Origin of the sequence: Pantoea sp. Fr+CA_20 (assembly GCF_024520835.1) — a bacterium.
In the GTDB taxonomy this organism is placed as follows: Bacteria; Pseudomonadota; Gammaproteobacteria; order Enterobacterales; family Enterobacteriaceae; genus Pantoea; species Pantoea allii.
This window is the reverse complement of record NZ_JALNPN010000037.1, coordinates 1-20,378: the sequence shown is the minus strand read 5'-3', so window position 1 is coordinate 20,378 and position 20,378 is coordinate 1. Positions and strand designations below refer to the sequence as shown.

The 20,378-nt window shown below is 49.9% G+C and carries 9 protein-coding genes and 1 pseudogene; 5 read left to right on the top strand and 5 right to left on the bottom strand.

Going from position 1 to position 20,378, the window contains the following annotated elements:
- The first annotated feature begins 51 nt into the window (after nt 1–51).
- Complete coding sequence (locus NR177_RS23585; RefSeq protein ID WP_256853787.1) at nt 52–519, top strand: hypothetical protein; 468 nt, start codon at nt 52–54, stop codon at nt 517–519.
- A 244-nt stretch (nt 520–763) separates the two neighbouring features.
- Here NR177_RS23585 and NR177_RS23580 read toward each other — a convergent pair.
- A pseudogene (locus NR177_RS23580) lies at nt 764–1,049 on the bottom strand (tyrosine-type recombinase/integrase); the annotation flags it as partial.
- A 172-nt stretch (nt 1,050–1,221) separates the two neighbouring features.
- On the opposite strand from NR177_RS23580, the gene NR177_RS23575 reads away from it, so the two are divergent.
- A complete protein-coding gene (locus NR177_RS23575) occupies nt 1,222–1,668 on the top strand; it encodes a hypothetical protein (RefSeq protein WP_241567225.1) in 447 nt (148 codons plus the stop codon).
- A 469-nt stretch (nt 1,669–2,137) separates the two neighbouring features.
- Here the strand turns inward: NR177_RS23575 and NR177_RS23570 are convergent, their stop codons facing one another.
- Genes NR177_RS23570 through NR177_RS23560 form a run of 3 tightly spaced genes read right to left on the bottom strand, consistent with a single transcriptional unit; the run spans nt 2,138 to nt 4,861 of the window.
- Nucleotides 2,138–3,580, bottom strand: a complete 1,443-nt coding sequence (locus NR177_RS23570) for a glucosyltransferase domain-containing protein (protein ID WP_256853786.1) — start codon at nt 3,578–3,580, stop codon at nt 2,138–2,140.
- 13 nt (nt 3,581–3,593) lie between these two features.
- A complete protein-coding gene (locus tag NR177_RS23565) occupies nt 3,594–4,505 on the bottom strand; it encodes a glycosyltransferase family 2 protein (RefSeq protein ID WP_256853785.1) in 912 nt (303 codons plus the stop codon).
- Complete coding sequence (locus NR177_RS23560; RefSeq protein ID WP_256853788.1) at nt 4,502–4,861, bottom strand: GtrA family protein; 360 nt, start codon at nt 4,859–4,861, stop codon at nt 4,502–4,504. Before NR177_RS23560 ends, NR177_RS23565 begins: the two co-directional genes overlap by 4 nt.
- 893 nt (nt 4,862–5,754) lie before the next feature.
- Between NR177_RS23560 and NR177_RS23555 the strand changes: the two genes are divergently transcribed.
- Nucleotides 5,755–7,299 (top strand): glycosyltransferase family 39 protein, encoded by a 1,545-nt coding sequence (locus tag NR177_RS23555; RefSeq protein ID WP_256853784.1) that lies wholly within the window; start codon nt 5,755–5,757, stop codon nt 7,297–7,299.
- A gap of 78 nt (nt 7,300–7,377) precedes the next feature.
- Here NR177_RS23555 and NR177_RS23550 read toward each other — a convergent pair whose 3' ends face one another.
- Nucleotides 7,378–7,821: a hypothetical protein gene (locus tag NR177_RS23550; RefSeq protein WP_063878706.1), complete on the bottom strand. Its 444-nt coding sequence runs from the start codon at nt 7,819–7,821 to the stop codon at nt 7,378–7,380.
- A gap of 1,493 nt (nt 7,822–9,314) precedes the next feature.
- Between NR177_RS23550 and NR177_RS23545 the strand changes: the two genes are divergently transcribed.
- Together NR177_RS23545 and NR177_RS23540 are read left to right on the top strand one after the other, a co-directional pair.
- Entirely contained in the window at nt 9,315–11,051 is a 1,737-nt protein-coding gene (locus NR177_RS23545) for a ShlB/FhaC/HecB family hemolysin secretion/activation protein (RefSeq protein ID WP_256853783.1), read from the top strand.
- A 57-nt stretch (nt 11,052–11,108) separates the two neighbouring features.
- Nucleotides 11,109–20,378 (top strand): hemagglutinin repeat-containing protein (locus NR177_RS23540; RefSeq protein WP_256853782.1); only part of this gene is annotated, 9,270 nt, incomplete at its 3' end.

Sequence of the window (20,378 nt, the reverse complement as noted above, 5' to 3'; positions counted from 1 at the left end):
CGCTTACCGCTCATGGGCACCTCTCTTTAAGCCATCTTAAATGACTCTGAGATGTCTGTTAAATCCGTGGCGATTCAGCCATTGGGATTCAAGGTTGATATGAATGATGAGTTGCGTACCGGAAGTAAATACGCAACGTTCTCAGTGCTATTTAAAGAAGGTGATGATTTTAAATTATGCTGGGAGTTTGAAACCAGCGATTACCGCAATCTGGCTTACGGGATCTGCTCAACTATCGAGCCACACGAGAAGTTGCACAATGATTATTTTCCTGCAGTCGCTCAAGCGATGAGGCATGTTTTTCCTGAAATCGATGCAAAAATCGAAAGCGAAGGATGGTGGCCCTGGTGGTGCTATGTTGATGCTGGCATGAATGTCCCACGCAATTGGAATCTGGAATCAGATGCCTGGGCATTGTTGCTTGAACGTGGTGAAGGTAGCTTTGCACAATCAATAACCAGTATTGCAAAACGAATCCATGACGAAATGGACTTATCGTTGTTAAGGACGTCTTCCTAAAATCTGAGTGAAGATTTGGTCGCTCAGTGTTAGTAGCGACCATTAACGTTCTGAACTCTTCAGTTTCAGACCGAACTGAGGAGTTAGCTACTTCGGCTTGTTGGTTGCGTGGAAGTTAACAGTTAAAGATCATCTGCCCTGTCTAAAGGCTACTAAGTAGATCCAACCAGCAAAGCCACGCAAGACGATATGTTGGTATAATTGTTGGTATAAATTTTTTCGAACACGATTTTGTGGTTTTTAGTCAAAAGGTTAGGGTGTTAATTTGAATCCTGTAGGGGCCAATACATTTCAATGACTTACCTCCTTTTTTATTAAGCCAGTTTCCTATGTGGGACAGATTTGGGACACTACTGCCAAAAATCGCGTCAATTTGTCTTGCGTGCTCAGTTATCAGTTAAGTGGCTGGGTGTAAGGTGAGCATAACGCTGTACTATTTCAATGCTTTCCCATCCGCCCATCTCCTCCAAAGCCGACTGCCGAACCCCGGCCTGAATGAACCCGCTCGCATATATCTGCCTCAGATCATGACACCAGACGTATCCCTTACCGTCCCGCTTAAATTAAATTCACAATTTTTGCTAGTGAGTCCACAGAGGCGATCTTGTTGTGTCATTGACCAGTAAAGTTTATGACCTTAACAGCTGAATCAGATATAGATATATATAAGAGGCTGGTTAACTTACTTAGGGAAATTAAATTATGTTGAAAACAGTAAAAGCCTCGATCGTAGCAGTTTCTTTAATAGCATCTTTTTCAGCCATGGCAGACTGGCAGTCTTATAAGACTGTTACGTTAGACGGGCTAAATAACACAATTCCCGGAGGGAGTGCTTATAATGAAACTAATGTGGCTTCAGGCGTTTATCGCTTCCGTATTGATCCCGCTTCAGCAGGAGTAGATTATGCCACTGGTCAGTCAGGGAATACACGTTCTAAATCTGCCGCATTAATGGTTTATGATCGTACCACCACGACAGATAAAACCGCTGCTGTAAGCTTTTATGGTTTAAATGATGACGGGCTCCAGGCCTCATCGCTCATCCATGCGTTTCCACAAGGCGGTGGGTTTGATCTGTATTTACAGGACTGGCAGCGCTCAGATAACTCCGGCACAGTGAATGTGATCATTGAAAAGTGGCAGAATTAGTTTGTCAGTAGAATTTAACTGAAGTAATGCGCTCTATATTAACTAAAAGGTTATACAGAGCGCTCATCACTGATGCTTTCATTGTGCCCATTTAAAAAACTTAAGTCCTTTTATATTAAAGTAAGGGATTTCGACAGGTTGCTTGTGGATAAAAGCCAGAAAGGCCATCAGCCCTGGGTTTTGGCTTGCCGTGCCTTTGCTTGTTAAATCTAAAAAGGGAAAGGGATGGGCAGGTAGAGGGGTTATGATCGTATTAAAAGAACTAACGCCTCAGCGAGAGTCACTGAAAAGAGAGATACTGTTACGCTCTAGCATGCCCTGTAGAGTGTTGGCCGCGAGATAAGCGAGATAAGAGAGATAAGGTTGATAAGCGAAAGCTGACTGGTACCCTTTACCCAATGTGAACACAGCATGAAATCGCTTTATCCTTCCCCACGACTGCTTCGTCATGGGGTTTAAATCACCAAAATTACTTAGCAATGCCACCCAGCTTAACAATAGCCGTTCCGTTTTCTACATAAACAGAGTACGCCGAATTAGAAACAATCGGATTTATTCCTTTTTGGACCATTGTTTGCAGCAACCTGATATTATCGACTTCATTGACATAACCATGAGTGGTTTGCGTAAGCCCTTTGTTAATCATTTGGAAGGAAGCTAAAAACTGAGAGGCGGGGCTAAGAAAATATCCAATCAACGGTTTATTTTCCATCAATAATTTTGCACGCTCATCAATATTTACCTGTCCTACTGTACCCACTGACTGGATATTTTTAATATTGATAATGTCGCGAGCGACCATATTAAATACAAAATCCTCATATTCCCACTGTGATTTAAGCGCACTACTCAATTGAGCGCTAAATGCAATGGCAGTAATAACAGGAATGAGCGTGAGATATTTAAATCGGGGTGCAAAAACCACAAGAGGAATCGCGATCAAGATCAGAATAGCAGAAAAAGAGACGATGGCGCGTGGGGCGACGGGGGCATCCTGAAGTAAAATGGTTGGTCCCATAAGCGATACAAGAAAGATAAAGAATGCAACTGCGCAATAAATAAACAAAGCAGGTATCTTGCTTGTTTGCTGACGGAATTTATATAGCATCAGTAAAAATGCGATTGCAACAGGAACGAGGAAGTAAATATAAACCGGGCCATAAAAGTAGGAGAGCAATAATTCTTTTAGAGCATCGATAGTGTTTGAAAGATGCGTGAGGCCCTCTTTATTGGGTTTGATAAGCTCTGCGCGGGAATTTCGTTTAGATGCAAAGAAAAGCATATAAACCAGGAAGAAACCAACAAATAATGATGCTTTATTAATTATTATTCTGGACAACCGGCTTACAGTTACTTCGCTTTTTACAGCCAGAAGCATAATATCAACGGCAAGTAAGGCAATGAATATGTTTGCACAGGGCTGATAGAGAGTCAGTGATAAAACGCCCGCTATGATTTTAACTGAGTATTGACGGATTGAGCTTCTGTTGCTGTAAGTGTAAGCAACGACGGCAAGAAAATAGGCAATGGCCATGCCTAAAGAATCGTACCTGTAGGCAATGTTCTGCAAAAAATAGGGATTAAAAATCAGCAGGGCAGCGAGCCACTTTTCATTAGGTACGCCCATGTTCAGCAAATGCTTGCTCAGCATAAATGAAGCGGCACCGATGAAAAGACATGACACAATCATCGTATAGGGGAACAGATCAAGATTATAGTGACCGCTGGCGGACAATACTTTCATAAGTATATCGGCCATTGGCCGGCCTAGCCCACGCCAGCCATATTGCCCTGTGATGGCTCTGTCTAAATCATCCCTGTAAAAAACACCCGCCTGAATCAGAGGATAGATGAATAACAACGTCAAACCTGAGTAAAGGGCGAGTGTTTTTTTATCATTTTTGCACATCATTAGAAATTCCATCTCACTTTTTTATTATGTAACGCGGGCGATTCTTACTCTCTATGTATATCCTTCCAATATACTCACCAAGAACGCCAATACCAATCAGCTGTACGCCGCCAAGAAAAAGTATCGAGACCAAAAGCGAAGGATAACCGGGAACGCTGTTGCCAAACCAGATTTTGTCGACGATCATCCATGCGCCATACAGAAACGACAAGCCAGCCACGATTAAGCCTATATATGTCCACATACGTAGTGGAAACGTTGAAAAACTGGTTATTCCTTCAAGCGCCAGATTCCAAAGTTTCCAGCTATTGAACTTTGACGTGCCAGCAACACGGATGGCTCTGACGTATTCAATAACATCCGTTTTGCCGCCTACCCATGAAAGGATACCCTTCATAAAGAGGTTCCTTTCTGGCATTTTTTTTATGTTTTCAACAACATCCCGCGACATTAGGCGAAAGTCACCCACGTTTTCTTCAATTTTCGGGTTACTGATTTTGTTGTGTAATGTGTAAAACCACTCTGCGGTCTTTCTCTTTAGCCGGCCGTCAGTGGATCGATCGGCTCGCTTAGCCAGCACAATATCCGCACCCGCCTGCCATCTCTCAATCAGTAAGGGGATGACCTCAATCGGATCTTGTAAATCGACATCAATAGGGATAACCGCATCACCACTGGCGTGCTCTAAACCCGCGAAAAGTGCCGGCTCTTTACCGAAGTTCCGTGTAAGGGAGAGCGGCACGACCAGAGGGTCCGAAACCGAAAGCGCATTGATGATAGATTCTGTTGCATCTTTACTACCGTCATTGATGAAAACTATTTCAATCTCGTGATGTTTTAATGCCTCGAACTCACGGACTGTTTTATAAAATACTGGGATAGCGTCTTCTTCATTGAAAACAGGAACAACCAACGATATTTTCATCTTGCATCTCTGAAAACGATGTATTTTGAGTATAAAAAGCCGCAAATGAGACTGATTAAAGAGAAGATTATCAGTGTGTAAAGGGGCTGAAGCATGCTTTTATCTGAAATCCATCCCACCAGAGAGGCGATAGAACCCATAAATAGCACGTATATCATGTAACGAATCGTTGATGCTTCTGCATTGAATGTCCACTTTGCATTAACGAAAAATGAGAATGTCACCGCGACACAAAAAGCCCCAAAGTTAGAGAGGGTTTGTGAGGAGCCTGTTGCATACAGGATCGAGAATACGCCCCAGTGAATCAATGTGTTGAGAATGCCAACAGAGAAGTATTTTGAGAAGAGCTTTATCATCATCACCACCGTTTGAAGTCTGCCGATCTTATCTATTCTGAGCGACAAGGCAACCACTCTCTGATGAAAAAAAACAATCAAGCAGAATTGTTTAATGGCAAGGACTGACTCAGCATGGGAACCCCATTGTGAAGGGGTCATGCCCAAGGCTGTTTGGGTGGGACTTCTTGAAGAATGTCTGCTTATTATTTTGCCTGAACAAGCTGAGCGAGGCGGACACTATTTCAAGAATGTTTCAGGTATTAATGCAGACCTGTAATAAAGCGATGTCTGTTCATCGCCGTTTTAACGCTTCTGCATCAGATTGTTGGATATCAGCACAAAAATTGTGTGGCTCGGTCCGACAGGCAACACATCAAATCCCCACTCGTTCAGAAAATTAACGTCTTCAATCAGTAAAATGAGAAACGATCTTCTTTACAGAAGATGTTGAGTCATCGTTTATCCCATCTTCTTTATCTTATTAAATGTCAAGCGTTTAAAGGCTTACTCACTGTGATCTGTCATGTCTGCCAACACGGTTTCAACATAACGTGTCATGGCAAGGGATGAGGAAAATAGAGTTGGCAGAAGCCAATAGCGGCGTGATGGTGATGGGTAAGACATCAGGAATCAATATGTTGAAAAATTGCCGGGAAAACGCCGTAGCTGACAAAACCAATTTCAGAATTTAAAAAGCAGACAGGGCAGGCGAGCCAATCGTGAATACCAGAAACTACCAGAGTGTCTTTCCTGTCACGCGGGCAGCAGGTCCAGAGGCGTTTTTACCGCTGGCAGCAACGCACACAAGTGACACTCACGCCTGTCATGTCCGGTCTTTTTTGCCAGTCTCACAGCAAATTTCACTGTTATTATGCATCATTATTTTCACCTGCTGGTTACTACCGGGGCTTGTGGGTCATGAGCCGTGGAAGCCGGATGAGGCTTATACCTTTGGGCTAATCCGTCATATTGCCCAAACCGGTGACTGGGTAGTACCTACGCTGGCGGGCGAACCCTTTATGGAAAAGCCGCCGCTCTATTTTATTGTGGCCTCGCTCTTCCTCCGGCTGTTTAGTCCACTACTGGGCGAACCGGATGCAGCGCGTCTGACAACGGGCCTGTTTATCTTAATCACCTGTTACGCCATCGCGCTGACGTCCCGGGAGCTCTTTGGCAGGGGAGCGGGCCGCTGGGCGGTGCTTATTCTGTTTGCCTGTGTCGGTTTTCCTGTCCGGGCTCACCAGATGATTACGGACACTGCTTTGCTGGCAGGCGGTGCAATTGGCATTTACGGTTTCGTTTTGGGAATTCGCCGCCACATGTTGGGTGGAACGATACTGGGCGTTGGCGCAGCCATCATGTTCCTGTCTAAAGGGCTTCTCGGCCCCGGCATTCTTGGGCTGACAGCACTGGCGCTACCTTTGCTGAATGCAGAATGTCGTAGCAGACGCTATGCCATATTTTGTGCCATCGCGGTGCTGGTCTTTTGCCCGCTGGTTGCACCGTGGTTATATGCGCTCTGGATGCGTTCAGAAAAACTGTTTTCAACCTGGCTGCTGGTGAATAACGTTGGTCGTTTCGATGGCACCGCTAAACTTGGCCCCAAAGCGAAACACTTTTTTTACTTCAAACTGCTTCCCTGGTATGCCTTTCCTGCATTGCCGATGGCTTCATGGTGGCTCTGGCGCACATGGAAAACCGGCATTAGTGCCCCTGCTAAGGTGCTGGTAACGTTTTTTTCTGCCGGTTTCGTTACGTTGTCAGTCGCTTCCGATGCGCGTGAGCTTTACGCCATGCCGCTGCTTCTGCCGCTGGCCATACTGGCCGTTGGAGCCTGCCAGCAGAAAAGCACCTGGACAGAAAAGTTACGCCCCTGGGCACTTGGACTATTCTGCCTGCTCCCTGCGGTCATGTGGGGGGCAGGGATCATCCTGATGACTGGCTGGCCTGCACCGTTGTGGAACAAATGGGTCTTGCACGGCGCACCTGGCTTCACGCCGCAGCTCTCTCCGGTGATGCTTATCGTGGCATTACTGGCAACGCTGATGCTCAGTGGGCTGGTGTTGCTTAACCGCACCTGTCGGCAATGTCCCTTAGCTGTTTTTACCAGCTGCATCACGCTGTGCTGGGTTTTAGCCATGACATTGGGCATGCCGTACCTGGATTACACTAAGCGCTATTCTGATGTGTTTATCCCGTTGCGGACCTGGTTACCGAAGGACGAGTGTGTGGCAAGCAAGCACCTTGGCGAGCCGCAGCGAGCTTTACTGGAATATTATGACGGGCTGATAACCTTACGAGAAGGGAAGCACAGAGGTGCTTATCGTTGTCACTGGCTGCTGGTGCAGCATGATAAAAAGCATCCTGAAGAGTATGTCGACGGAACATTGGTCTGGCAGGGGGAGAGGCCTGCGGATAATGAAGAAAACTACCAGCTTTACCGACTGAACAGGTAAACCGAAATATTACGGACTTAACGCGCCTGCGTTCATCCTGCAGGCGCTGTTAATATTCCACACTGACGCTATCGTCATTCAGGGGAGTGAAAGATGAACTTCATTTTCCTTTGGCGCCCAGTCTCTGTCCGAGAATTCATCAACTGAATGGGAAACATTGCGCAGTCCTTGGGTGCCAAGGAAGTTTTTGACGCCTTCCTGAAGGTTACCATCTCGGAAAAGTTCGGCAATAACAAATAGCGCATCGGAAAGTGACAGCGTTCTGATTTGAGCAGGTAGCCAGTTTGTACGCGTAAAGATCAGGTGATAAAGCGCCTCCTCTCCTGATAAAGGAAAATAGCGCGTACCAAATTGTTTGCGGTGTTTGTCCAGAATGATTTCAAGAATGAATATTTGAGCCGTACGTTGCCTGATCTGATTAACAAAAACATTTTCGGAATTGCCCATATCCAGCGTCGTGGCATCGTTGTTCTGCTTGACGCGCGTCTCAATAGCATTCCAGAGATTGTCATACTGATTCATAGCTTACCTTGTCCGAAAGTGTCGTTATCATAACAACGTTAGCAGAAGGAACTCGTGCGGCAAAGGTTGCAAGCATAATCAGCCGCTTTCGGACGTAAAAAAACAGTATTGGGTTTTACCGCTTCAGTGCCGCTGCGTAGTGCCCTGCAAAGTCGGGCTGTGCAGTATGCCGTTTTTATGAAGCGGAGAAAGCAAAATAGCAGAACTTACGTTTGATGCAGTGAAAACAAAAATGGCCACAAAGGGCCATGTCGAGGAATTCAGACGCGATTAATGCAACACACCGGCAGTGGTTAAACAAAGTGTGCAAAACGCAACGCTGAATGCAGAGAAACCCACCAGACCAAGAACGACGAAACCGAAATTTCTCATATCGACCTCCACCGTGTCCAGGTGACACAGCCAAATCATAGGGCTGGCGGGTAAAAAAGTACATACTGTTAATAAAGACATAGAAAATACTGCTGTGACATTCATTAAATGGCTACATTTTTTTGCGTACATAGGCGCGATATAAATGTCGTCGGTGCTTTTAAAATCTTTTTTTTATTGATCATCTCATCAGTAAAAGGAACAGATCATGCTTTTATATTGTGACCAGGATTGACTGACGGTAACCACAGCGAGTCTTTTCGCACGGCATTCACGTTGTTTAACGTGTGTCGTCCTGGCACTGTCTCTTTAATGTGATTGCCTGTATACGCTTGCTATACCGATCATGAACAAGAATATAATGTGACCTGTCAGAATTTGATTCTGATACTATCGCAAGATATCCGCTATGCATGACCATTCCCGGTAAATATGACTCATCTCCGATGATAAGAACAGATTACTACACACGCATTCCGTGCCAATCAGCTACGTTTTATTAAGCCAGTCGGAAAAAAATTATAAAAAAGGGAACGCTTTCATCTAAACAGCCAGGGGCGATGCATTATAAAGTGACTTCATGAGGTCTTGAATAAATTAGTCAAATTATATTGGTTTTTTATGTCAGGTTTTTTCTGGTGCTGATATTTTTCGCGTCAAGAATAATAATTTTTTATTGTCTGGTGGCGCGAAGTGAAAGCTTTAATTTTAACTATTTCTGTAACTGAATACAGAGTTATTGATGTATCAGATTCCTGACATCGTTTATCATTTTTTATCTTCGACTAATCAGTGTTAGTGCAGGATTTCCTTCTGTTTTTTTCAGGAAAACGCTGGCAATGGGGGGCAAAACCGATAAGTAACTTCACGTATCAATCCTTGTTATCGCTCTACTACCCGTCCACGACCTGTAAGTGAATTTAATGCAATTTATTGTAAAATAAGCTTTTATTTTTATTTTTGATTGTGTTTGAGATCTTGTCACCGTCTTTTGCTTTGCGTTGCTAAGTCGGTTGCTCGACTCATTTCTACCCATCAGTAACTCTTAAGTCAGGGGTTGTTTTTTTGTGGTTCGGCATGAATAATGCGCGCATTTGTTACATCTAATTACGATTTATATAATGAAAGTTAACTTTAAAGGGACTTTTCTCATTGCCCGGGGTTTTCCGGGCGGTGTGCTTGCATCGTTTTTTTTGACGGTAGCATTTTTACCTTTGCAGGTTTGCGCCGCGGATGGCGACGCCTTAAATGCGTCCACTGGCATTGACGCAAATGAGCAACAGCGCCAGCAGGAACGTGAGCGTGTCTTGCGTGAACAAAATGCACCACGCGCAGATGTTAGCCTTGAACGTCCTGACATGGCTCTGCCGGATTACCCATCTGATGAAAAACCCTGCTTTGTCATCAACACCATTGCGCTACAAGGTGAGGCGTCACAACAATTTCAGTGGGCGCTGAATGCCGTAGCCGACGCCCAGGGGCGTTGCCTGGGTGGGCAAGGCATTATGCTGGTCATCAAAAAAGTCCAAAATGTAATCCTGGCTAAAGGCTATGTCACCACACGCGTCATGGCTCAGGAGCAGGATCTGACTAAAGGTACACTGACACTCACGATTCAACCCGGCAGAGTGGCACACGTTCGTTTCGACAAGGACGTATCCTGGCGTGGCCGGTTGTGGAATGCAGTGCCTGCCTCTCGCGGTGACATCCTGAATCTGCGTGATGTTGAGCAGGGCCTCGAAAATTTCAAACGGATTCCCAGTGCGACAGCGGATATAAAAATTGTCCCCGGCGAGCAGGAATCCACCAGTGATCTCGTGGTGAACTGGCAGGAATCACGTCCTGTCCGATTAAACATCGGGCTTGATGACAGCGGATCTGAAAGCACCGGACGTTATCTGGGGACGGCTACCCTGGCCGTAGATTCGCCTTTGGCCCAGAACGACCTGTTCTATGCCAGTATCGGAAAAAATATGTTTGAGCAGGGGCCGTTTGGTAACCGTTCCCATGCGGTGAATTACTTTTTTCCTGTCGGTTACTGGGCGTTCTCTGCAAATTACAACGATTACACCTATCACCAGAATATCCCTAATGCGAACGAAGTCCTGAGCTATGACGGTAAAAGCGAAAACGTCGTACTAACGGTCTCAAGGCTGCTTTATCGCGATCAGTCCAACAAAACCACGCTCAATGTGCGCACCTATCGCCGTCGGTCTTCAAACGCCGTGAATGATATTGACATTGACCAACAGCGGCGGCGAACAGCAGGGTGGGAACTGGGATTAAACCAGCGCAGTTATCTGGGCAGCGCCACGCTGGATGGCAATATCAACTGGCGGCACGGCACCGGTGCCTGGGGGGCGACACCCGCACCGGAAGAGTCTACCCAAAGCGGTAGCGCGCGTGCGGGAATGTTATTCGGTGATATTGGCCTTAACCAACCCTTCTCGGTGCTAGATCAGCCGCTACGCTATTACACCTCGGTGCGTGGTCAATGGAGTAGCAGTGCACTGACGCCGCAGGAGAGACTGGCGATCGCCGGACGTTATTCGGTTCGCGGCTTTGACGGCGAGCAAATGCTGTCGGGGGAAAAAGGCTTTATCTGGCGAAATGAGATGGGATGGAACGTTTTTGCCAGTGGTCATGAATTTTATCTTGCGGCGGATTATGGTCGCGTCGATGGGCCGGGCACACGTTACCTGGTCGGGCATCAACTGGCAGGTGCTGCAGTGGGCATCAGAGGCGCTGTTATTAAGCGTGTCAGCTATGACCTTTTTGCCGGCGTTCCGCTAATGAAACCTGATAATTTCCATACCTCCGGCGCGACGGCAGGATTTAGCATCAACGTCGAAATATGATGCCTTGCACTGTAATGACCCCGATCCAAACCTCATGGATTTGAGAAGCCAAATAATATGAACAAACATTGTTATCGCCTTATTTTCAGTCGTACTCACGGCGAGTTGCGGGTTGTGTCTGAACTGGCCCGAAGTTGCAGTAATGAACCGGGCCAGACGCGTGGAACGGGAGCCGCGCGCGTCTGGGTAACAATGCGTCGTTTAGGATGGTTAATGAGCCTGGTGCTGTTTAACGGCCAGGCGCTCGCTGAAGGCATTGTCGCGGACGGCAGTGCCGCAACAGGCTTGCGCCCTGAGGTGATTAATACGCAAAATGGCCTGCCGCAGGTTAATATCACCGCGCCAAATCAGGCGGGGGTTTCTCATAACCAGTACAGCCAGTTCGACGTTGATCAAAAAGGCGCCATTCTCAATAACTCTGCAGTCATGACCTCTACGCAAATGGCGGGCATGATTCAGGGCAATCCCAATATCAACCCTAATGGTGCGCCCGCCCGGGTCATTCTCAACGAAGTAAACAGCACTAACCCCAGCCAGCTTCGGGGCTATATGGAGGTGGCTGGTGGTCGTGCGCAGGTTATTGTCGCCAATCCATCAGGGATTGTTTGTGATGGCTGTGGAACCATTAACGCAGGCAGGATGACGCTCACCACAGGTAAACCGCAGTTGAATGCCGACGGCAGTATCGCGGGTTATCAGGTTGAGCGCGGCGTCGTGCGCATTGAAGGCGGTGGCCTGAATGGCGACTCGCGGCATGACACCGAATATGTTGATGTGCTTGCGCGTGCCGTGGAGGTGAATGCGGGCGTTTGGGCGAAAGAGAAGATCAACGTCGTTGCGGGAAAAAATACTGTCAGTGCGGATGGCAACACCGTGACGCCTTCCTCCAGTCAGGAGGGGGGGAAGCCTGAGCTAGCAATAGACATGGGCGATATGGGGGGAATGTACAGCGGCCAGATTCGTATGATCGGCACCGAAGCCGGGGTCGGTGTGCGTAATCAGGGTGGGCAGTTACAGGCCGGAAAAACCCTTACTGTCAGTAGCGAAGGCCGTCTGGTGTGGCAGCCGGGCAAGCAAGAGTCTGTGACCCAGGCGGGTGAGTCCGTCACCCTGACCGCCAAAGACAATATCGAACATGCGGGCAAACTTTACAGCGGTGGCACACTTAACGTGCAGAGCCGCACAGGTGAGATTAAGCAGTCTGGGACGATGGCTGCTGCTGGCGATGTTCAGCTAACCGCAGCTGGCGGAATTGAAAACAGCGGTCATCTGCTGGCGGGCAGTGATGTGAACAGTACGCTCAACCGTGAAGCCGATCTCACCCTGAGCAGCCAGGGAACCGTTCGTTCAACAGGCAGCCTGCTGAGCAAAAAAAATGTCGCCCTGTCAGGGAAACGCGTTGATCTCAGTGAAGGACAGCTTGCTGCGAAACAGGCAACAGTCACCGCCCAGAAAGAAGGGGTTGGCTTAACGAAAACTAAGATCGACAGCCAGAAACTGCACATTAGCAGTACGGGCGATATTGATGCCCGACAAGCAGAGATCAAGGCTGGCAACTGGGATGTTAATGCCGATAACCTGTTTAATCAGCAGGCAGTCTGGTCGCAGACTGGCTCTGGAGATAACCGTTTTACGCTGCAAAATCAGCTTGATAATACCGGTGGTTCAATAGAGGCGCAGCACCTTAGCCTGGAGGCCGGGGCGCTAACTAACCAGAACGGCAGACTGGTCGCTCTTGATGGAAGCGATCAACAGTGGCATGTGACAGGGCTGACCGATAACCGGTCGGGCGAACTGGGCGCTAACGGGAATCTGTCGTTAAGCACCGGAAGCCTGACAAACCTGGGCGGTTCGGTAAAAAGCATGCTCTCTCTGCAGGTCGATGCTAAACACGAGCTCGATAATACCGAAGGCAAGCTCCTGGCGGGCAATAACGTCACGCTGCAGGCGGAGACGCTGGTTAACCATGCCGGTGTACTCAATGGTGAGGCAGTAAAAATTACCGCCCAACAGCTTGATAACGTGCAAGGTAAGATCGTGAGTCAGCAAGGCCTGGCGCTTGACGCACAGCAGAGTCTGGACAATCACCAGGGCCTTATCGCCGCCGGGCAGAATGCAGACGTTCATACTGAGGGGAACTGGAACAACCAGGGCGGCACGGTACAGAGCGAAACACAGTTAAGGCTTTCAGCGGGTAACCTCAATAACACGCAAGGCAAGCTGCTGTCTGGCGATCTGCTCATGCTTAAAGCGAGCGGTGACGTGAATAACGGTGCAGGTGAAATCAGCGGCAGCGCGCTGGAGATAGGTGTACAGAACCTCGCTAACAATAAAGGTAAAGTCATCGGCGGGCAGTCGGTGGTACTTGATGCCAAAAACGGACTCGATAACGCCCAGGGACTGCTGGCAGCCGGCCAGACGTTGAACCTGTCCACCGAGGGCGTGCTAAACAATCTCAACGGCGGCGTCAGCGCGGCCAACATCGATCTCACCGTCAGTCAACTCGATAATACGCAAGGGAAAATCATTGCTGATAACGGCCTGAACGTGCGGGCACAGCAGGCTCTGGATAATACGCTCGGTTTGCTTGAAGCGGGTGAGACACTTAATGCCAGTACCCAGGGCAACTGGAAAAATCAGCAGGGCATAGCACAAGGCGGTAAGGCTGTTATCGCCGCTGCGCATGATTTTGATAACACAGGCGGCAGGCTTCAGTCTGGTGGGCTGCTGCAGTTTGACAGTGCCGGCGATGTCATCAACCAGGGCGGTAAGCTGACAGCACAGAAAGACCTGACGTGGCGTGGCACAACCAACAGCGTATTCAATAACGATAACGGTTCGCTGCAGAGTGGGAACAGCCTGTCCGTAACGGGAGGCCGGCTGACTAACCGCCAGCAGGGCATTGTGCTGGGACAGGATGCCCTTTCATTCGATTTGGCGGCCGATCTTGATAATCAGGACGGTCAGCTGACAGGCGGTGGTCAAACGGTGCTGCACGCAGGCAGTCTCACCAATGCACACGGCAAGATCAATTCTCTTGGCAGTCTGGAGATGCAGCTCAGTGGTCAGTTGGACAACAGCAACGGCCGTATTTTCAGCCAGCTATCCCAGAAGCTGACGGCTGGTAATATTGCCAACGAGCAAGGCTGGATGGGAAGCCAGGGAGAATGGCGCGCCACCACAGGTCATTTCGCTAATACGCTAGGCAGTGTACAAAGCGAACAATCGGCATGGCTTAACGCGGCTGCGTTGAATAACCAGCAGGGGCTGGTGCAGTCTGCTTCCGCGTTAACGATGAGAGTCACGCAGGGGATCAACAACCGTACCGGTAAAATCAGCGCTCAAACGCAGCTGGACGCACGCGGGGATGATAACGGCGCAACGACGGGCGCCATTGATAATACGGGTGGTCAGTGGCTGGCGGGAGAGGTGCTAAACCTGGCGGCACAGATGCTGGACAATACCCAGAATGGCCTACTGTATAGCCAGAAACAGCTTCATCTTCTGTTCAGCGACAAGCTGAGTAATCAGCAGGGCAAAGTTCAGAGCGAAGAAAGCCTGACGCTCGCTGCACAATCGTTGCAAAACGATGCAGGGTCCATTGCCAGCCAGCAGCAGTTAACTCTCAATGTAACAGGCGAGCTAAGCAACCAGGGTGGCACGTTACGCAGCAATGGTGTCCAGCAGGTCAGCGCAAACCACATCAATAATCAACAGGGCACAATCAGTAGCCTTGACGATCTTGGTGTCAACGCCGCGCAACTTGATAACGCTTCGGGCACCCTGATAAGCCAGGGAACCGGCATTTACCGTATCGATACGCTGAATAATCAACAGGGAAAAATTCATAGCGGCCGTGCTCTGACGCTGAACAGTAATGTGGTCAATAACCAGGCGGGGCAGTTAGTTTCGACCCAAAATCAGGTCATCAATGCGGCGCAGGTAAACAATGCCAGCCGGGGAACGATCAGCAGCCAGGGAGCACTGGATGTACAGAGCAGCAAACTGGATAACCATGATGGCGGCCTGATTCTGGGCACTTCGCGCACGGGCATCACCGCCAGCGAGGTGAATAACAGCACCGGCCGTCTGCAGAGTGCAGGAGCCATGACGCTGGCAGGGCTGTCGCTGCTGGATAATCGCCAGGGAAGCCTTGTAGCAAATGGACCACTCAATATTAATAATGGCAGTAATGCGCGTTTTGCCCGGCTCGCTTTTACTGCGCCTTCACTGGCTGTATTAAATCAGAACGGCGTGATGCAGAGCGGCGCAACGATGACCGTGAATGCCCGTACGCTGGATAACCAGAGCGGTAAACTTCAAAGCCAGCAAGACCTGACGTTGAGCGTGCAGCAGGATTACGTTCAACGTGCCGGTGATATTTTAACCAGTAATGGCACGCTGACAATGTCAGTCGCGGGCGTGTTTACTAACCTGAATGACTGGCTGCTGCCCGGTAATCTGAATCTTACCAGCACGCATTTTACTAACCCGGGTACGCTGGTCAGTAAAATCATGCAAATCACCACTGGGCAGTTTACCAACCGTGGCCGGGTCGAAGCCGACACGATGACGCTTAACGTCGACACGCTGGACAACCCAACCGCGGTGATGGGCGACACTATCACCGTCAACGCGCGCGTTATTGATAACTACGGGGCGGGTGGCGTTATTGCAGCGACGCAGTCGCTAAACCTGCGTGGCAACGAGCGGCTGACTAACCGCGATGGCGCACTTCTGTTCAGCAGCGGAAATATGCAACTGGGCAGTAACGACCTTATTGAAAACCGGGCAAGCGCCATTGAGGCAAGCGGCGATCTCACGGTAAACGCACAGCATTTAATCAATCAGCGCATCGGGTTAAATATTGCCCGTGATGCAGAGTCTGAATCGTACAAATGGCATCGTTATAACTATTACTGGCGCTCCTATGACTCGCCTGTAAATAATGATAAAAATACGATGGCACCCGTTAAAACGTCCTTAACTTTCCAAAATGAATCAGCGGCGAGCAGCAATATTTACGGCACCATTATGGCCATTGATGCGAGTAGTAGCCGTGCTCAGGTACGAGTGAAGGACGCAAGAGGGCAGCTCACAGACTTGTGGGTCAACTATCTGGCCCTGACGCCAAATGCTGATGGCAGTTATGCCATGACTTTTTATGCCACACGAGGTTTCAGACAAAATTATGTGCCAACGCCATATCAGAACACGGTGTGGCGTGAAGTTGACCAAGGTCGTCTAGAACAGTGGGACCCGACAAAACACATCGATATCTACGCGGCACCTAACGTTAACGATTATAACAATTTACGTGAGCGTACAGTGACTGGATCACTGACGCGTGACCGCCTCTTATCTGAAGGTACAGGGGCACGTATGTTGGCCGGCGGCAATATGGCCCTGCATGTTACCGGTCAGTTGCTCAACGATGCGAGCGTCATCACGGCAAATGGCAATCTGGGTATTGACGGTGGCGGAAACGTCGATAACCGAGGGTATTCGGTTAATGAACATCGTATTGAAACCATCGTTGATCATTACGACAGAGATGAGAGCCACTGGTATCCCACGTCACATTACGATGGCACCACGGCGCTACAAACCATTGATGGCATTATCTCTGGCAATGGCAGAGTGAGCATCACAGGAACGAACATCTCAAATACCACCGTCAATCAGGCGCAAATCAGCAGTGTTGAGGCGGCGCTTAAGGCCGTGGATGCCGAGCGCGCAGAATGGGAGCGTAATCCACTGGCGTTTAACGTGAGTGGCGCAAGCGGACAACATGCGGATACCCAACTGTTACCTGCTGGTCAGATCACCGCAGGCCAGCCTTCCTCACTTGGACGCCCGTTGCTTCCGGCGGAACTGGCCTTCACGGCCAGACAGCATCTGGCAAGCGTGGCGACGAGCATTCCCAATAACGGCTTGTTCCGCCAGTTTCCGGCCAGCGGTAGTCCTTATCTGGTGGTGACCGACGCGCGCTTTACCAGCCGTACCCAGTTTATCAGCAGCGATTATCTTCTTTCGCGCGTGGGTTATGACCCGGCGTCCGTGCATAAGCGTCTGGGTGACGGGTTTTATGAGCAGAGACTGGTACGAGATCAGGTGCTGAGCCTGACCGGACGTCAGTCGGTGCACGGTGAAGATGCAATGGCCCAGTACCAGGCGCTGATGAATAACGGTGTGAAAGTGGCGCAGGATTTCCGTCTGGTGCCCGGCGTGGCGTTAACACCGGAACAGATCGCCTCATTACAGCAGGATATTGTCTGGCTGGTGAGCGAAACGGTTAATACCGAAAACGGCCCGCAGACCGTCTGGGTGCCGAAAGTCTATCTGGCCCAGTCCACGCTGCGCCTGACTGACGACGGCGCACTCATCGCGGGGGGCGATCTACAGCTCTCTGCTAACAGCGTAACCAACGCCGGTAATCTGCTGGCAGATAAGGCCCTGAGCATTGATGCCTCAGCGTTTTCTCATCAGAGTGGTGATATCAAAGCAGACAGCATCAACGTACATGCTGACAGCCTGAGCATGAGCACCAATCTGCAGGATGCCTTACGGCAGGCGAGCATGAGTGCGGGCGATATCAGCCTCAGCGGCAATGACATTCGTCTGCAGGGCGCGAAGCTGAGCGCAACGGATAACCTGGCGCTTAGCGCCCGTGACAATCTTGAGATCAGCGCTGCAAAACAGAGCTATAAAGCGAATGTTGAGGTGATCTCGGGGGCCATGGGAAACCGAAGCAGTGCCGGGATGGAAGAGGCTGGCCAGCGCATGGCGCAGGTTAGCGGTGAATGGCAGCTTGCCCAGGGCAGTGAGCTGAAAGCGGGCGGCAATCTGGTGATGAAAGCCGGTAACGACATTACGCTGCAGGGCAGTCAGGCACAGGCGGGCGGACAAACAGCGCTTCAGGCTGGCGGCAATATCCGTTTATTAGCGGATAAAACCACTAACAGCACGCATGTCGAAGCGAACAGCCGGACTTCTTCTGTCAGCAACAGCCGTGAAGAAGATCAACTGCTCCTCAGTACGCTGGGTGGCGATAAAGGCGTGACGATCATTGCTGGCAAGGACATGCTTGCTGAAGGTGCGCAGATTGACAGTAAAGCAGGGGCCATTGGCATTGGTGCTGAAAATGTCACGATAAAAGAGGCACGACGCTCAACACATGCTTTTGATAATGAGCAGTCGCGTGACAAGAATCATATCCGTATTGAGGATTCTTCTAAAGAAGAGGCCATTGGCAGTACGCTCAGTGCGCAGGACGGCATTACAACGATTGCTCGCACGGGTGATATCACGGTCACGGGCAGTACCTTGCACAGCGAGCAGGGCGCTATCGCACTTCAGGCCAAAAATGACGTTACGCTTAACAGTGCGACAGAACGGGAATCGGAATATCTGGATGAGCGCTCTCAGAAGAAAGGTTTCCTGAGTAAGAAAAGCAGCCATACCGTGCAGGACGATCGTGTCACACGTGAAAAAGGAACGCTGTTAAGCGGGAGTAGCGTAAGTGTTGTTGCCGGAAACGATCTCACTGTAAGTGGATCGGCTATTGCAGCCGATCAAAATGTGGATTTGCAGGCAGGAAACAATGTCGATATTTCTGCCGCCACCGAAACCGGTTATCACTATCTTCTGGAAGAAAAGAAAAAGAGCGGCCTGATGGGCAGCGGGGGAATTGGCTTTACGGTCGGCAAACAGTCCACGCGTCATGAGGTTAATGAAGACGAGATCGTTCAGAGCCAGAGCTTCAGCACCATCGGCAGCAGCCAGGGGAACGTTAATATCACAGCAGGTAATAAACTGCATATCGGCGGTGCCGATCTTATAGCCGGTAAAGATCTTAACCTGAGCGGCGACAGCGTGGATATTGACTCTGGTTTCGACCGCAATAATCGCACGGAAACATTTGAGTCTAAGCAGAGTGGCTTTACGCTGGCGCTGTCGGGTACGGTGGGTAGCGCGCTGAACACGGCCGTCAGCGTGGCACAACAGGCAAGGAAAGAGGGCGACGGTCGACTCCGTGCGCTGCAGGGAACCAAAGCTGCGCTGAACGGCGCACAGGGCGCAGCGGCTTATGAGAATGACAGTGCCCTTACCGAGGCGGCAAACGCCAAAAAAGCCGCAGCAGGCATCGATCCTAAATCCGACGAGGCGGCTCAGGGCGCGACAAACACTGTCGGCATTACGCTTTCATACGGTAGCCAGTCATCGAAAAGCGAATCTCACAGCCAGAGCAGTCAGGCGCAGGGAAGCACACTCAATGCTGGCAGAAATCTGTCCATCACGGCGACCGGTAAAAACAAAGGCGAACAGAGCGGTGACATTACGCTTGCCGGTACTCAGATGAAAGCAGGCGGGGAGATGACGCTAGATGCGGCCCGTGATATCAACCTGCTGTCGTCGCAGAATACGCAACAGACCGACAATAAAAACAGCAGCAAAGGCGGATCGGTCGGCATCGGCATCGGTGTCGGATCTGGCGGCTATGGTATTACCGTCTCTGCCAGCGTCAACAGCAGCAAGGGCCGTGAAAATGGTAACTCGCTGACGCATAACGAAACCACGCTGGATGCAGGTGGCGGGATCAATTTAATCAGTGGCCGCGATACCACTTTGAAAGGTGCTCAGGTTAACGGGGAAACCATTAAAGCGGACGTCGGACGGAACCTGACGCTTGCCAGTGAGCAGGACAGTGACCGCTATGACTCAAAACAGCAGAGCACCAGCGCGGGCGGCAGCTTTACGTTTGGCTCCATGACCGGTTCGGCGAACGTCAACGTATCCAAAGATAAAATCCACAGCAATTTCGACTCGGTGAAAGAGCAGACGGGACTGTTTGCTGGTAAAGGTGGCTATCAGATAACTGTGGGGAACCACACGCAGCTTGACGGGGCGGTCATTGCCAGCACGGCAGATAAAGACCGCAACATTCTGGATACCGGCACCCTGGGCTGGAGCGATATACAGAATCAGGCAGACTACAAATCCGAACATCAGAGCGCGGGCTTCAACACCGGCGGCCCTATTAGTTCGAATCTGTTAAGCAATGTCGGCGCGCTGCCCATCAGCGCTGCAGGCGGAAGCGGGCACGCTGAGGGCAGCACAAAAGCGGCGGTCAGCGACGGAAATATCATTATCCGCAACCGGGATGCCCAGCAGCAGGAGCTGTCCGGCCTGAGCCGCGACACGGAGCATGCCAACGACGGCAGCATCAGCCCAATTTTCGACAAAGAGAAAGAGCAGCGTCGCCTGCAGCAGGCGCAGCTGGTCAACGAGGTTGCCACCCAGGCGCTTGACGTTTACAACACCTAT

Coding starts and splice junctions, on each gene's coding strand:
- NR177_RS23575 (WP_241567225.1), top strand. CDS start 1,222: ATGTTGAAAACAGTAAAAGCCTCGATCGTAGCAGTTTCTTTAATAGCA.
- NR177_RS23550 (WP_063878706.1), bottom strand. CDS start 7,821: ATGAATCAGTATGACAATCTCTGGAATGCTATTGAGACGCGCGTCAAG.
- NR177_RS23560 (WP_256853788.1), bottom strand. CDS start 4,861: ATGATAAAGCTCTTCTCAAAATACTTCTCTGTTGGCATTCTCAACACA.
- NR177_RS23545 (WP_256853783.1), top strand. CDS start 9,315: ATGAAAGTTAACTTTAAAGGGACTTTTCTCATTGCCCGGGGTTTTCCG.
- NR177_RS23570 (WP_256853786.1), bottom strand. CDS start 3,580: ATGATGTGCAAAAATGATAAAAAAACACTCGCCCTTTACTCAGGTTTG.
- NR177_RS23565 (WP_256853785.1), bottom strand. CDS start 4,505: ATGAAAATATCGTTGGTTGTTCCTGTTTTCAATGAAGAAGACGCTATC.
- NR177_RS23585 (WP_256853787.1), top strand. CDS start 52: ATGTCTGTTAAATCCGTGGCGATTCAGCCATTGGGATTCAAGGTTGAT.